The organism is Ningiella ruwaisensis, from assembly GCF_004798935.1.
Classification (GTDB): Bacteria; Pseudomonadota; Gammaproteobacteria; order Enterobacterales; family Alteromonadaceae; genus Glaciecola; species Glaciecola ruwaisensis.
Map to the genome: position 1 here is coordinate 404,203 of NZ_RAHT01000004.1, position 15,665 is coordinate 419,867.

At 43.3% G+C, this 15,665-nt stretch carries 15 protein-coding genes; 8 read left to right on the plus strand and 7 right to left on the minus strand.

What is annotated here, in order from left to right:
• Nucleotides 1-28: 28 nt before the first annotated feature.
• The 6 genes from D6V41_RS10895 to D6V41_RS10920 all read right to left on the minus strand — a co-directional run bounded on the left by D6V41_RS10895 (nt 29) and on the right by D6V41_RS10920 (nt 5,807).
• Complete coding sequence (locus D6V41_RS10895) at nt 29-1,369, minus strand: APC family permease (protein WP_136251528.1); 1,341 nt, start codon at nt 1,367-1,369, stop codon at nt 29-31.
• 88 nt (nt 1,370-1,457) lie between these two features.
• Nucleotides 1,458-2,198, minus strand: coding sequence for a MauE/DoxX family redox-associated membrane protein (locus tag D6V41_RS10900; protein WP_136251529.1), 741 nt, complete (start codon nt 2,196-2,198; stop codon nt 1,458-1,460).
• 49 nt (nt 2,199-2,247) lie between these two features.
• Nucleotides 2,248-2,757 carry a DUF305 domain-containing protein gene (locus D6V41_RS10905; protein ID WP_136251530.1) on the minus strand — a complete coding sequence of 170 codons (510 nt, stop codon included), beginning with the start codon at nt 2,755-2,757 and terminating at the stop codon, nt 2,248-2,250.
• Between the two features lie 21 nt (nt 2,758-2,778).
• Nucleotides 2,779-3,195: an ion channel gene (locus tag D6V41_RS10910; RefSeq protein ID WP_136251531.1), complete on the minus strand. Its 417-nt coding sequence runs from the start codon at nt 3,193-3,195 to the stop codon at nt 2,779-2,781.
• A 22-nt stretch (nt 3,196-3,217) separates the two neighbouring features.
• Nucleotides 3,218-3,967: a copper resistance protein B gene (locus D6V41_RS10915; protein ID WP_136251532.1), complete on the minus strand. Its 750-nt coding sequence runs from the start codon at nt 3,965-3,967 to the stop codon at nt 3,218-3,220.
• Nucleotides 3,968-3,977: 10 nt separating this feature from the next.
• Entirely contained in the window at nt 3,978-5,807 is a 1,830-nt protein-coding gene (locus tag D6V41_RS10920) for a copper resistance system multicopper oxidase (RefSeq protein ID WP_136251533.1), read from the minus strand.
• 935 nt (nt 5,808-6,742) lie between these two features.
• Between D6V41_RS10920 and D6V41_RS10925 the strand changes: the two genes are divergently transcribed.
• Entirely contained in the window at nt 6,743-7,198 is a 456-nt protein-coding gene (locus D6V41_RS10925) for a hypothetical protein (RefSeq protein ID WP_136251534.1), read from the plus strand.
• Between the two features lie 63 nt (nt 7,199-7,261).
• On the opposite strand, the gene cadR is transcribed toward D6V41_RS10925, so the two are convergent.
• Entirely contained in the window at nt 7,262-7,687 is a 426-nt protein-coding gene (gene cadR / locus D6V41_RS10930; RefSeq protein WP_136251535.1) for a Cd(II)/Pb(II)-responsive transcriptional regulator, read from the minus strand.
• 82 nt (nt 7,688-7,769) lie between these two features.
• Between cadR and D6V41_RS10935 the strand changes: the two genes are divergently transcribed.
• The 7 genes from D6V41_RS10935 to D6V41_RS10965 all read left to right on the plus strand — a co-directional run bounded on the left by D6V41_RS10935 (nt 7,770) and on the right by D6V41_RS10965 (nt 15,651).
• A complete protein-coding gene (locus tag D6V41_RS10935; RefSeq protein WP_136251536.1) occupies nt 7,770-8,396 on the plus strand; it encodes a cation efflux transmembrane domain-containing protein in 627 nt (208 codons plus the stop codon).
• Complete coding sequence (locus D6V41_RS10940) at nt 8,393-8,758, plus strand: DUF3703 domain-containing protein (protein WP_136251537.1); 366 nt, start codon at nt 8,393-8,395, stop codon at nt 8,756-8,758. Before D6V41_RS10935 ends, D6V41_RS10940 begins: the two co-directional genes overlap by 4 nt.
• Complete coding sequence (locus tag D6V41_RS10945) at nt 8,745-9,644, plus strand: cation diffusion facilitator family transporter (RefSeq protein ID WP_136251538.1); 900 nt, start codon at nt 8,745-8,747, stop codon at nt 9,642-9,644. The genes D6V41_RS10940 and D6V41_RS10945 overlap by 14 nt, the downstream gene beginning before the upstream one ends.
• Nucleotides 9,645-9,663: 19 nt before the next feature.
• Nucleotides 9,664-10,041 (plus strand): hypothetical protein, encoded by a 378-nt coding sequence (locus D6V41_RS10950; protein ID WP_136251539.1) that lies wholly within the window; start codon nt 9,664-9,666, stop codon nt 10,039-10,041.
• 71 nt (nt 10,042-10,112) lie between these two features.
• Nucleotides 10,113-11,540: a TolC family protein gene (locus D6V41_RS10955; RefSeq protein ID WP_136251540.1), complete on the plus strand. Its 1,428-nt coding sequence runs from the start codon at nt 10,113-10,115 to the stop codon at nt 11,538-11,540.
• Complete coding sequence (locus tag D6V41_RS10960; protein ID WP_136251541.1) at nt 11,533-12,480, plus strand: efflux RND transporter periplasmic adaptor subunit; 948 nt, start codon at nt 11,533-11,535, stop codon at nt 12,478-12,480. Before D6V41_RS10955 ends, D6V41_RS10960 begins: the two co-directional genes overlap by 8 nt.
• Before the next feature lie 60 nt (nt 12,481-12,540).
• Nucleotides 12,541-15,651: an efflux RND transporter permease subunit gene (locus tag D6V41_RS10965; RefSeq protein WP_136251542.1), complete on the plus strand. Its 3,111-nt coding sequence runs from the start codon at nt 12,541-12,543 to the stop codon at nt 15,649-15,651.
• The last annotated feature ends 14 nt before the right edge of the window (nt 15,652-15,665 follow it).

A 15,665-nucleotide genomic window follows, 5' to 3' on the forward strand; every position in this document is an offset into this window, starting at 1 on the left:
CCTTTTATTTCCTCATAGTTATTTAATTCTAGCCATTGTGGGTATGACCCTCATCGTTATCATTGTCGTCGCCGTTATGCCTGAGGAAAAAGCGCTCGTAGGCAAAAACAGCAACAATGCCAATGCCGGCAATGATGATAATCTGTAAATCATCACTGCCTTTGATCCAAATGAATGCTAGAAGAACAACAACGTCTAATATAATTGCGGTGATCACCACTAGTGGGTTTGCTCCAACGTCTTTTCTAAGTACCTTTAATACGCCCCAATGAATAATAATATCCATTACTAGGTAAAAAATGGCCCCTAGAGAGGCGATCCTTGAAAGATCAAAAAAAGCGGCAAGTAGTCCGGCAGCAATTACAGTAAAGACCAACGTATGTTTTTGAATATTACCGGGCATACCAAAGTGCCGATGGGGGATCAAATTCATATCTGTCAACATTGCCAACATACGCGAAACCGCAAAAACGCTGGCTAGTAGACCCGACGCAGTCGCTATTATTGCAATACCCACCGTAAACCAAACACCATACTGTCCGATAGCGGGACGAGCCGCTTCAGCAAGTGCGTAGTCTTTAGCAGCAACTATCTGTTCGACCGTTAATGTAGAGCCTACTGCATAGCAAACTAATAAATAGATAACCAAACAAATTAGTAAAGACACAATAATGGCTCGCCCAACATTTTTATTTGGGTCGACCACTTCGTCGCCGCTATTAGTAATAGTGGTAAATCCTTTGTAGGCTAAAATAGCCAAAGCGGTACCGGCTAAAAAGCCACTAGCAGAGGCATTTTCAGTCACATCAGCGCTAGCGGGTTGAAAAGCAAACCCCGCTGCCCAGAGCGCTACGAGGGCGAAAATCAATATGCCGCCAATTTTCAACACGGCTGTAACCTTGGAAACACTTCCAATTACTTTGTTACCTGCCACGTTTACCACAAATGCAAAAATGATAAGCCCGATAGCCAGTATGGGAACCAATATGCTATTTTCTTGTACGTCAAATAGCTGAAGGGTGTATGTGCCAAACGTTCGAGCCACTAAGCTTTCATTGATGATCATTGAAAATGCCATTAATAATGCGGCACCTCCGGTTATAGCACTTGGGCCATAAGCCTTTTTTAAGATCATCGCGATGCCGCCCGCAGATGGATATTTGTTTGAAACCTTTATGTAGCTATAGGCACTAAATCCACTGATAATGGCAGCTACAATGAACGCCAGAGGGAATAATGACCCAGCATATTCCGCTACCTGGCCGGTAAGCGCAAATATTCCGGCTCCAATCATTACACCAGTACCCATAGCGACCGTACCAGCTAAACTCAAACTTCCTTTTTCGTAATCTTCGTTGTGAGAACTCATGTAACCATTCCTTGATTGATAATAAGGTCTTTTTCACCAAACTCTTTACATTTTGTCAGTACGCTTCAATAGCTTGGTACTGACGCATCTAGGCAATTGCTTTAGAGAGCATCCATAATCCAGCTGCAATCATAAATAGATTTTCTGTGAGAGATACAAAGCCAAGTGGCACGCTGCTATCACCGCCCACGCAAGCACATTTAAGTTCACGTTTATCGATGTATACTGCTTTGAATACAGAAATCGCGCCCACTGTCCCGATAAATAAAGAAACTGGGCCAACAAGATAACCCGACAGGCCTGCCAGCATTCCGATTCCAGCGAATGCCTCTGCAAAGGGGTAAATGTAGCCGTAACGTATATTCCGCATTGCCAGCAAGTCATAGGTGATGAAGGAGTTCGTAAAGCTATATAAATCTTTTAGCTTTTGGATCGCTAGCAGTGTCATACTAAATGCAACAAAAAGCTCGATAACTTGTATGATGTAATTACCTGCGAGATACGCATACGCTATTGACAAAGCCATTAGCAGGGCAACAGAAAATATCGCAATAACAGGTGTGTAGGTGGTGCCTGTTTGCCCAGCTTCGCCTAAGTCAAAGTACTCCCTTAAGTCGTCATATCCACCTATCCGCTCCCCATCGATAAAGGTCTGAGGAGTAGTCTCTACGTCGTGTTCTTTTTTGAACTTATCGGTTTCTTCGCGACTTGCAAGCTTATGATCCTCTACTTGAAACCCTTCTCGCTCTAATAGGTCTTTAGAGCGCAAGCCATACGGACAGATGTGCTCATCGGTATGCATTCGATATAATTTTGCTTGTTTTGCCATGGTCCCTCTCCTGCTTTTTTAGTAAGGTATTAATGTTTTAGTAGTTTGCTTATTGTTGATTGAAATCGGGGACCGAGCGGCTAGTCGCTTCGGCGTCAGTTTGTGCTTCACCGTTCTTCTCGATATCATCTAATAACCACTTCATTTCTTTGATTTCGCGCTCCTGCGCAGCGATGATTTCATTGGCTAATTTAAGCACCCGTTTATCTGAGATATTGGCTCGCTCACTAGTCAAAATGGCAATAGAGTGATGCGGTATCATTGCTTTCATCCAGGCCTCGTCAGCGATGGTTGATTGTGAGCGAACTAAGAATAGTGAGACCAAAAAAACAAGTCCGCTACCTAGTAAAATTGTCCAGTTCTTGGCTTTGTTCTCATACATGTTGAGCATGAACAGCAACATAATGATTGCCATTATCGAACCCATATAGATAGCCATATAGAACCGCGTTTCGCTAAAGAAAATGTGGTCGAATGCATAAGTATTGAAATACATCATTAGCAGCATGGCCATAGTTGATGTGAAAATCATTGCTAAAAACTTTGTATATTTAGTCATCACGTTATCCTTTATGTCCGTTTAGGACTGATTCATTGTTTTAAATATTAAAGAAGCTGAACAGCTAACGAGTAAAAAGCCCGTCATTGCCTCTAAACCCGATAAGAAACTTAAATGCCCAATGGGCGTTAGTTGAGCCAATCCTAAGGTGGTTAAATTGATCAGTGAGAAGTAATAAATTTCAATAAAACTAAGAGAAGTTGATCCCTGCAAATCGCCCAGACCTATTTGTATCGATATCAAAAAGCCTGAAGCAAACCAAAAGGCAGCTATCAACTGGCTAAAAGTTATGCCGTAAACCACCGTAATGAGCTTTAGGTATGCAGAGAGGTTTGAGCTCACGACAAGATTCTTTAACGCTCTGAGGCTTAAAAAATGACTCGTGGTTGCCAATCCAATCGCTATTAAAGCCACTATCAACTGAATAACTACTTCCATTTATTGCTCCTTTGTAAAGCCTTTAGAACCAGAACCGAGCACCCACTACGAGACCAGTTTCACTTACTGACTCACCATTGTTTCGAGCGATATCAGCGCTATTACCAAGACTTCGACTCCAATAAATACCAGCGTATGGCGCAAACTCTCTTGCAAACTCATAGCGATATCGCAAACCTATGCGTATTGAATTGAAGCCAGAGGGGCGATCAAACCTTTCAGATTCTGAAAGCGAACCAGCTAGGGCAAGTCTCGGTTGCAAAAATGATGTTTGGGTGACTCTAATTTCATATTCGGCTTCTACTGAGAAACTGACGTCACCATCCTCATTAATGACAATGGAGTTATCCATTTCGAATTGATAAGGAGCGACTCCATATAAGCTTATGACGGCATAGTTCTCCATATTCGACTCGCTACTTAAAGTTCCTCTTGTGCCGATACCTGCTTGAAATTCCCAAAATGGCGCAATCAATTTACTTGCAAGGAGCTCGGCTCGCTCTAAATCTGTGGCCTCACCATCATCTTGCTTGTTTTCCCCTTCACTTTTGAAGTAAAGGCGATAGGTATCACCGCCGTACCATCCAATCATGTCCCACACTCCGATGTTTTCTTCATCGTTTGTGCGCGTATATTCAAACCGGTCAAATAAAATCATGCCCGTGTTGTACTGTTCGACTGGTTTCGGCCAATCTGATGGAATCTCTTGCGCATTAGACGATGCGCAAAGACCAATCAGTAAAGTACTGAAAATTTTAGACGTGTTTTTCATATAATTTTCCCTACGAGACCGATACGATTCTGAACATACCCGCATCCATGTGGTAGAGCAGGTGACAATGGAATGCCCAATTTCCGGGGGCATCTGCGCTTATCAAGAGCGATACTTTTTCGCTGGGTTTTAAACTTATGGTATGTTTTCGGGGAGGCGGATAATTCCCGTTTTCTAACTCCATCCACATACCGTGCAAGTGGATTGGATGGTTCATCATAGAATCGTTCACTAAAATCAAACGAATTCGTTCGCCATACCTAAAATGAATAGGGCCATCGACTTCGTTAAATTTGAGTCCATCAAACGACCACATATAACGTTCCATATTGCCTGTAAGGTGCAGTTCGACTGTTTGCGTTGGCTCTCTGGTATCGGGCCACTCTTTTGCACCTGTTAAGTCGCTATACAGCAATACTCGATGCTTCACATTCTCTAAACCAACACCCGGTTCATCGAGTCGACTTGTGGGATTATTTGCAAGCATACTTGCACCAGGACCATGACCGTTTTCATCATGCTTTATATTAATGTCGTCTACTGGCAGTGCACGAGAGGGCATAGATGAGTGGTCATTCATATGAGCCACGGATGAGCCAGATGATGTTGCTCGGCTCTTAGCGTCAGCGGCCGACGTGTCCATTTCATTCATGCCCTTCATGCCTGACATATCAAAGCTCATTCCCATAGCTGCCATGCCCCGCTCTGGCATTTTGCGCAATGTTGGCACATGTGCTTCTTTTCCAAGTTCAGTACTTAGGGTTCCTCTGACGAAGCCACTTCTATCCATGCTCTCTGCGAAAAGAGTATATGTGTTGGAGCCGATTGGTCTTACAATGACGTCATAGGTTTCAGCAACCGCAATTCGAAGTTCGTCCACTTTAACGGGTTTGATTGGTTGTCCATCAGCAGCCACTACCGTCATTTCAAGACCTGGAATACGAAAATCAAAATACGTCATGGCTGAGCCATTGATAAGCCTTAAGCGAACACTTTCATTGGGCTTATATAGAGCGGTCCAGTTTGTTTGAGCATCTCTGCCGTTCATTAAATATGTATATGTCGAACCAGTAACATCGAGAATATCTCTGGGATTCATCCGCATATTGGCCCACATAGCTCTTTCTTTTACTGTATTAACAAAACCTTGCTTTTTAATATCGTTAACAGTGTCGCTTATCGTACGTTGTTGATAATTGTAGTAACCCTCTGCTACCTTTAAATGTCTAAACACATCATGTGGATCCTCAAAGGTCCAATCGCTCAATTGAATGACATGCTCTCTGTCTGCACCTATGTCACCGTCAACAGGGTCGATAATGACAGGCCCCAAGTGACCTAACTGCTCTTGCAAGCCCGAGTGGCTGTGATACCAATAGGTGCCGTTTTGTTCTATATCAAATTCATAGGTAAACGTAGAGTTAGGGTCGATACCAGGAAATGAAACGCCAGGTACTCCATCCATATTAAATGGGAGAATAAAACCATGCCAATGAATAGACGTGCTGTCTGGTAATTCGTTGGTAACATGAATCTTAACTTGCTGACCTTCTCTTAACCGGAGCAATGGACCAGGTGATATGTCGTTGATGGTAATGGGCCTTGCAATATCGCCGGCAATTTTTTTTTGCTGACGAGAGATCGTCATCTTAATATTTTCCCCACCTACTACCGCATTACCGTAGTTAACTTCAGCAATACCGCTATGATTTTTGCTATTGCTATAACCTTCTGGGAAAGCCCATGGTGCTCTCATTTGACCTAGCAAGGCCAATCCACCAGTCGCATAGGCAGCATTTTTCAAAAAAACGCGCCGATTTTGTTTCATTCGATTATTCATAAGAACCTCATTTTATTTGCGACATGTGCCACAAACTGCATTATCGGTATGCAATATTGATATGTTTGTCCGTCGGTAAACTGAAAACTACTTAAGAAATCAAATGAAGTTTAGGTGGCCTCAGGAGGCTGAACCCCGAGTAAAAATGATAAAAATTGGAGAAATAAAAGTGCGAAGAGGACGGCGCACTAATTGATTTCAAATCATGCGCAACCATTGTTGTAAAATTAAAGCATGAGCCTAATTTACATTCACAAACACCGTCACAACACTTACCGTCGCACTCTGTATGATTTTGATGTTCCGACTGTTGCGTATTGTCAGATTGATGTTGAGTCGTTACGGACTCAATGAAATTGGCAGTTGCGTCATTTTTGTCTGAAGGCTCACATGCAACACTAGACAATGATAAAACAAGCAAAGCAAGGCACGCAGCGCATTTTACAAATGCACTAAGTAATCCTTTATCTGTTTTATTTGCGTTCATAATGTTGCTCAAACCCCGTCAATATCGGGTAAAAAGTTCACATATGTAGGTAAATATTGCAATCAACCTTACAGAAATAAAAATCGCCCTTTTACAACAAACCAAGTCGAAACGCCCTAGTTCTTGGGAAGTAGAGCACAACTTAATGTTCTTATAGTCACTCTCCCCTAATCTTATTTGAGAGTAGTGCAAAAAGCAGTCCGACTATGAATAGTCCTGCCTAGATGAGAGTTTTAGCCTCATTCCCAATTGTAATAAGCGAATAAGTGGTGACGTATTCATGGCTTAATTTTTAATTTAAAGTGACCCAACGTGAAACACTATGTAAAAGAGCGGAACTGACAAATTTGTAATGCAACTGTAATCTAGCCGTTATGATTTTACGCGGTATTTAATTTAAATTTCTGACTGGAATCTTTTTAATCTGTGCGGGATATCGAGAGTTAGTATGAAAATAGAAAGTGTAAGAGATATTTTAGAGTGGACCATCGATTTCCACAAACAACTAGCAAGCTGCCTCACGCATTGCGAACCAAATAATTCTGAGCGCTCAAAAATGGCAATGCAATATTTGATTGCTCATGAGGAGCACTTAGCAGCGCTTATAAAATCATTTTCAGTAAAAGCGGAACCTGGAGAGTTGGAAACGCTCTTTATTGAATATTTGGAGAATAATCCGATTGTCTTGCACGACCACTGCGACGGTGCATTTGAACAAAAAACAGATTCAGAGATTGCAGCAGTCGTAATCGAACAACACCAACAAGTGATAGCACTTTATACATATCTAAGAGAGCAAGCTGTTATTCCTCATCATAAAGAACTTTTAGACAACTTACTGGCACTGGAAAATCAAGAAATTGTACGGATGGCTCAAGGGTTAAATCGGTTTCAGGATATGTGATTTGATGTCCAACTAGTAAGTTTTTGTTTTGCTAGAAAAACTATTTATTTGAGTCATTGAGGCTCAGTCATTACGTATTGTAGGGCAGTGCGAATCTACAATACTATCTAACTGATGCAGTACACCGCATTCCTTGATTTTTTTGTCATCATCACAAGCGGCACGCATGGATTGCAGTGTTTTTTGTAGAGCGTTTAACTCAGATATTCGATGCTCAATATCATCAATGTGTTTGTCAATCGTAGCATTAACACTTTCGCAACTGCTCTCTGGGTTAGCTCGTGTTTCTAGTACTAAACTAATTTCTTCAATCGTCATATCAAGCGCACGGCATTGCTTAATAAACAGCAACTGCTTTAGTGCTTCTTCTGAATAACTTCGATAATTAGACTGCGTGCGCTCCGGCGCACTTAGCAAGGCTTTTCGTTCATAAAAGCGAATAGTTTGAATACTTAGGCCTGTTTTATCTGCTAACTGTCCTATTTTCATTTTTCTTTACCTGACGCGCTTGACTCTATACCAAGTATAGAGTTTACACTTGTGTAATGAGTCAGTAAAGCGAGTGTTTTTTATGAGCGGGTGTGGGTGCGACATTGAAATCAAAGACCAAGAACAAAAAAGGGTGTTGTATTGGTTGTTAGGCATTAATGCCGTAATGTTCGTCGTTGAAATGAGTGTAGGCTTATTGGCTGACTCAACAGCGCTTATTGCAGATTCGTTGGATATGCTAGCAGATGCTGTCGTGTACGGCATTGGTATTTATGCCGTGGGTAAAACCATTATTCATAAAGCAAACGCGGCAAAAATTAGCGGCTATTTTCAATTAATACTAGGCCTCATTATTTTATTTGATATTGCTCGTCGTTCGATATTAGGCAGTGACCCAGAGTCATTGTTAATGATGGGGATGGGTTTTGTTGCCTTAATCGCCAACGTCATATGTTTATTAATCATTAGAAAACAGAAGAGTGGCGAAGTACATATGCGAGCAAGTTGGATTTTCTCGGCAAACGACGTCATTGCCAACATGGGCGTAATATTAGCGGGCGTGACGGTTTACCTATTTGACACTCGCTGGCCCGATTTAGTGATTGGCCTTATTGTGTCTATCATCGTTTTACGCGGTGCAATTTCAATATTAAAAGACGCCAAACAAGAGCTTCGTGATAACAGTCAATCTGCCGGAGAAGCATTATGAATTTCACGCAAGCAGCACAATCCTATGTAGATAAAAAACTAAAAGATGCACAACATGCGTTTTTACATCAAGATGATGAAGCAGGATTTAAAGCCTTAGAAGATGCACATGTGATTGGACAGCACTCTACTTATCACCATACCCGAGTGCATTATGAAATGCTGAAATTTGGATTAAAACAAAGCGACATGAAAGAAGTATTTGGGCAAATATTTCGAATAATAGGTGCCATCACGAAAACCGCGATAGGCTTGTTGCCAGAGGGTAACACGGGTGGTGCAAATGTTAGCCCATTCAAACCCATGCCAGTTTCGCCTGCAAATAAAGCAATCTTGGATAAGATAAAAAATGCACAGTCATAATCACTCACACTCGCGTGAAAATTCAAAGGATGCGTCAAAACGCATCGGTTGGGCATTCTTCTTAAATGTGGTGTTCACCATTATTGAATTTATTGGTGGTTGGCTAACCAACAGCACCGCTATCATGGCAGACGCGGTACATGACCTCGGCGATAGTCTGTCAATTGGCACAGCGTGGGGATTGAACAAGCTTAGCGATAAAGATGCCAATCAAACGTTTTCATATGGATATAAACGCTTTTCTTTATTGAGCGCGTTGATTAACGGTTTAGTGCTAACGGTCGGCTCTATTTGGATATTGTTTGAAGCAGTCCCTCGTTTAGCAGAGCCTGAAATGCCCCAAGTAGAGGGGATGTTAGCTTTATCTATTTTTGGTATGGCAGTAAACGGTTTTGCCGCTTATAAACTAAGCGAAGGAACGTCATTAAACGAACGAGTGCTAAATTGGCACTTGCTGGAAGATGTTCTCGGTTGGGTGGCAGTATTTATTGTATCCATTGTCTTAATGTTTAAACCTTGGGCGATTTTAGATCCCATCCTGTCCATCGGCTTTACTTTGTTCATCCTCTTCAATGTGTTTCGTAACCTAAAAGAAACCCTGATGCTATTTTTACAGGCAACGCCAGATGAGGAGCAAATGTCAAAAATCCGTAACGACTTGCTTGCAAACGATAAGGTAAGCAACCTCCATCATTTTCATATTTGGTCTTTAGACGGAGAGCGAAATGTTATGACCGTCCATCTTGTCCTCGAGGGGGAAGTCAGTGTTGAACACATTCAGTCATTAAAGGAGAGCATACAAAGCTCATTAGCAAAATATCATTTTGAACATACGACAGTAGAGCTGGAATTTGCCGATGAACAATGTCGTGACGAAGTAAAATAGGCTTGGTACACTCACAACAATGAAGAATCTAAAACACATAAGTTGCATCATAATCTCGCTGATACTCTTTCAGTCGTTTTCTGCTGTGGCGAATTCCTTAGATTTTCATGCAATAGATACCCAACATTTGCGACATGAACACCAGCATTCAGAGCACAATCAAGCGTCAAATGATATTCCAACTAAAGAGCTTGGTGAGTCAGCAAAAGCAGATCACCATAACCCTGCCGATTGCCATCATTGTGGCCACTGCCACGGTACGCATGCGCAGTGGTTAGGTCAGCAAGACATCAACAATCTACAATCCGTGCTATCTATCCACAATTTTAATTATTTGGATGCGATCATCGACGCACCCATCAACCGATTACTACGCCCACCCAAAGCACTATCCTAATATCGCTTTTGATAGTGTCGCGTTGAAGACTCTCGCGACGCTGAATATTGATAAATTATTAGGATGTTCTAATGAAAATGTTTCCTATTTTTGTGCATGTACGCGCCATTGCGTTTGCTTGCGCATTGGGCTTAACGTTGAGCCCACTTGCCGCTCAAGCGGCACAAACTAATCGCTATATAGATGAAGGTGTTCAAGCGCCTGTGCGAGAAACGCTGAGCCTTGAAGATACGGTAAGACTTACACTTGCCAATAATCCAAGTTTGTATGAGTTTGAATTTAGACAGCGAGTAATAAACGGAGAATCAAAAACCGCCGCGCTTAAACCCGCATTGAACGCTGGGATTGAACTAGAGAACTTTATGGGAACCGGCGAGGTGTCGGGCATTAAGGAGCTTGAAGTCAGTTTGACCTTGTCATCTGTACTACAGCTCAACGACAAGCCTAGCGCAAGGTTGAATGTACTCTCTGAGCGTAAAATACAACAAGAAGTGGAAAAGAAAATACGCACACTAGATGTCCTCGGCGAGCTGAATCGTCGTTACATCAAAGCACTCGTATTGCAGGCCACCTTAGACGTGCAAAACGACGCACAGACACTTGCACTCTATACCTATAACGCAGTTGCTAAGCGGGTTGATGCAGGCGCGTCACCATTGCTAGAGCAAAAACGCGCCCAAGCCGCGCTAGCCCAAGCAAAACTCGATGTTAAATTGGCTCAAGAAAGTCTTCAATTTGCATTGCGCAGTCTTGCCATCATGTGGGGCGAACAAACGCCCACTTTTAAGCGAGTGGAAGGTCAACTTTTTGCGTTTCAAGACATTGGCTCATTCGAGACGCTTTCGACCGCTATCCAAAGCAGTCCGCATATAGACCTGTTTGCAAAACAAAGCCGCGTTCAAGCGGCGCAGCTTAGATTAGTGCAAGCCAATAATCGAGCTGACATTGAATGGTCAGCCGGTGTTCGGCGAATACAAGGTATTGATGAAACCGCTTTTACAGCTGGGATCAGCATGCCATTGTTTCAACAAAAACGAAATCTAGGCGAATACGAGGCGCAAAAGGCACGCCTTGATGCAATAGCACTGCAAAAACAGAGTAATGTGCGCAGTCTTTTACATTCAGTTAATCAGGCTTTAGGGGAGCACACTCGCGCATTACTAGAGGTCGACGCTATTCAACAAACCGTAATGCCGCCTCTTAAAGAAGCCTTAGATTTAGTCGAAAGCGCTTATTTAGATGGCAGATTTAGCTATTTGGAATGGGTATCTACTCGACAAGAATTCTTAAATACACGCCTAACATTAATTGAGGCAGCGTCTCAAGTGCACCTAAGCAAAACTGAAATCGAAACGCTTACCGGTCTTGCACTTAAAGCTCCACAAAGCGGTACTGCAAAAACTGATACTGCAAAGAGCAATGCTTCCAAAAAGCTAGAGCACAACATCACTATGCAGCAGCCATCAAACATTTCGATAAGAAGTAACGATCATGAATAAATTTACTCAATTAAAAACATTCACAATATTAAAAGTACTCGTTTTAAGCGTCACGCTAATGATGATACACGGGACGGTAATCGCAGGGGACAAACAAGCAGGCGGTGATTCTCATGCGGACGATAAACACGCTGGTGAAGTCGTTACGATGAGTGATGAGACGGCTGTGAAAAATGGGATTACCACCACAAATGTCATCGCTGGCGACATTTCACTTTCGACCACACTCTATGGCCGAATAAGTGCAGATCCAGGTTCATTGAGTCATATCAGAGCGCGTTTTGACGGTGTGATCAAAGATGTCAAAGTCAATATTGGCGACACAGTTAAAAAAGGGGATGTTTTAGCGGTCGTAGAATCAAATGAGAGCTTAAAAAGCTACTCGATTGTTTCTCCCTTTGATGGCAACGTAATAGCGCGGCATGCCAATAATGGTGAGTTATCAAACGGGCAAGTGCTTTTTTCATTAGCCAACTATAAGAATGTGTGGGCACAGTTAACCGTGTTCTCGCAGCACCTCTCCAAAATAAAGGTAGGACAAGCTGTTGAATTAAGGCATGCAAACTTTGAGCAGCTATCTGAAATTGCTTACCTCACACCATCTGCCGATAGTAGTCCGCATTCGCTTGCCAATGTCACTGTTGACAATAGTAGTGGCTATTGGCCATTAGGCACCTTGGTAAAAGCGCAGGTAACCACTGCCACTAAGACCGTAAGTCATATGGTGCCTGTTACTGCCGTGCAAGAGTATGAAGACAAGCAAGTGGTATTTGTTAATCATGATAATGAATATAAACCACGCCCTGTGCAGCTTGGTGTGACCGATGGTCGCTTTATTGAAGTCATAAGCGGCATTGAAATAGGTGAGCGTGTGGTGGCTACCAATAGTTACCTGATCAAAGCAGATTTGGAAAAATCGGAGGCCGGTCATGACCATTAATGCCTCAATACAACCCGAATATACATGTTTGCCACTGCAAGGCTTTAAAGGTGGCTTAACATGCTAGCTTCCATTATTCGCACCGCAATAGACAGGCGCGGTATATTTTTGATGCTGAGTTTTTTAGTCATTGGTTTTGGCTTATTTAGTTATCAAAAGCTGCCTATTGACGCCGTACCCGACATCACCAATGTCCAAGTACAAATTAATACACAAGCAACTGGTTATTCGCCGCTCGAAACTGAACAACGCATCACCTTTTTGGTAGAAAACGCTCTAGCGGGTTTACCAAACTTGGATTATACCCGTTCACTATCTCGTTATGGCTTGTCTCAAGTGACCGCCGTATTTGAAGAAGGCACCGACCTGTATTTTGCCAGAAACCTCATTAATGAGCGCATAGGCATTATTAAAAGTCAGCTACCAGAGGGTATTGAGCCAGAGATGGGACCGATTGCCACCGGTTTGGGTGAAATCTACATGTACACGCTCAGCGTTGAGCCGGGCACATTAACATCCGATGGCAGAGACTTTGATGCGATGGCTTTAAGAGAGTTGCATGACTGGGTGGTAAAGCCACAACTCGCGTTAGTAAAAGGTATTACCGAAGTTAACGCCATTGGCGGCTTTACCAAGCAATATCATGTGAATCCTGATCCTCAACGTATGCTTAATTATGGTGTGAGCACTGACGATCTGCTGCGAGCATTGAGGCGCAATAATGCCAATCAAGGTGCGGGATATGTTGAACGCAACGGTCAACAAATACTGGTGCGCTCTCAAGCGCAACTGGCCACAATTGAAGATATTGGTAATGTCGTGGTGACACTCGCTAACCAGTCTCCAGTGACCGTGAACGATATTGCCGACGTCGCTATTGGCAAGGAGCTTCGAACGGGGGCTGCGACACGAGAGGGTAAGGAAACCGTGTTAGGCACTGCCATGATGCTCATTGGTGAGAATAGTCGTGCCGTGGCCTTGGCAGTGGCTGAAAAAGTGGATGAAATCCAAGCTAGCTTGCCCGAAGGTGTGGTAATAGAAACTGTTTACGATAGGACCGCACTGGTTGATAAAGCCATCAACACCGTTCGCAAAAACCTTGTTGAAGGCGCATTGCTAGTGATTGTGGTGTTGTTTCTGCTGCTTGGCAATATAAGAGCAGCCATTATTACCGCAGCTGTGATACCGCTGGCGATGCTCGCCACAATAACAGGGATGGTGCAAACAGGCGTTAGCGCAAACTTAATGAGCTTAGGGGCACTAGACTTCGGGTTAATTGTGGATGGTGCAGTCATTATTGTTGAAAACTGTATCAGGCGATTAAGTGAAGCGCAGAGGCGAACCGGCTCAGTGCTGCCCATCAAGGAAAGGCTCGAAGTTGTGTATGAAGCAACCAATGAGGTTATACGGCCGAGTCTGTTTGGCGTGATGATTATTACAATCGTGTATATCCCCATTTTCAGTTTAACAGGGGTAGAAGGGAAGATGTTTCACCCGATGGCAGCCACCGTCATCTTGGCATTACTTGCTGCGATGGTGTTCTCAATCACTATTGTGCCAGCAGCCGTTGCGATGTTTATGTCGGGTAAAGTCAGTGAAAAAGAGAGTCCAATCATAGTGGGGGCGAAATCGGTCTATCGTCCTGTTCTGTTATGGGCGCTGAAGCTACGTTGGTTGGTAATAGGCTCAGCGACATTATTGGTTATTGTGAGCGTTTGGCTAAGCATGCGTCTTGGCTCTGAATTTATACCTCAACTGGATGAGGGTGATATTGCCTTGCACGCTATGCGAGTGCCCGGCACTGGCATTGAGCAGGCTGTGGATATGCAAAAAAGGCTTGAAGACGTCATTATGCAGTACCCACAAGTGAGCACTGTCTTTGCTAAAACGGGCACGGCAGAAGTTGCCACCGATGCGATGCCGCCCAATGTTACCGATACCTTTGTAATGTTGAAACCTATCGACCAATGGCCAGATCCTACTTTATCCAAAGTCGAATTTGTTGAGCAAATGGAGCGTGAGCTTCAAAACGTGCCCGGCAATAATTACGAGTTTACTCAACCTATACAAATGCGGTTTAACGAATTAATTAGTGGCGTTAGAGCTGATTTGGGGATAAAAATCTATGGTGACGATTTAGATAAACTGCGCGATTCGGCCGGTGATATATTAGCGGTACTGCAAGATATACCCGGGGCAGCGGATGCACGCGTTGAGCAAGTTGATGAGATCCCTATCTTTACTGTGAACCCCAAACCTTATGCTTTAGCGCGTTATAATTTGGATGTCACTGATCTGCAAACATGGTTAAGCGCATCGGTTGGCGGCAAAGAAGCAGGCTTGATATTCGAGGGCGACAGGCGATTTGAGATAGTGGTGCGCTACTCAGAGGATATTCGCAATAATCTTGATACGCTAGGCACTATACCCATTATGACGGGGGATGGTAATTATGTGCCGATAGCAGAGGTTGCAACACTTGAATATGCCAGTATACCCAGTCAAATCAGCCGAGAAAACGCCAAGCGCCGTATTGTGGTGACAGCCAATGTAAGAGAGCGCGACCTAGGCTCGTTTGTTACTGAAGCAAAAATGCAAATAGCAGAAAATGTTGTATTACCAAGTGGTTATTGGGTCGATTATGGCGGCACGTTCGAGCAGCTTGAAAGTGCGAGTCAGCGATTGAGCCTTGTTGTCCCAGCGACGCTTTTCTTAATTCTTGCATTGCTAGTCATTGCCTTTGGTTCGGTGAAAGATGCACTGATAATTTTCACTGGCGTGCCTTTAGCATTAACAGGTGGCGTTTTTGCGCTATGGATGCGAGACATGCCCTTGTCTATATCAGCAGGCGTCGGTTTTATAGCGCTATCTGGCATTGCTGTGCTTAACGGTTTGGTTATGTTGTCGTTTATCCGCCAAAGACTAGAAGAAACAGGAGAGTTAATTAATTCTATTGTTGATGGTGCATTAACACGCTTGCGGCCGGTACTGATGACGGCATTGGTTGCTAGCCTTGGTTTTGTGCCAATGGCGCTGAATGTCGGGACGGGAGCAGAAGTACAGCGTCCATTGGCGACAGTGGTCATTGGCGGAATAATTTCGTCTACTTTACTGACATTGATAGTATTGCCTGTTTTATATCGACTTGTGCACGACAGAAAACTTAAATAAAGGAGAAGAGAACG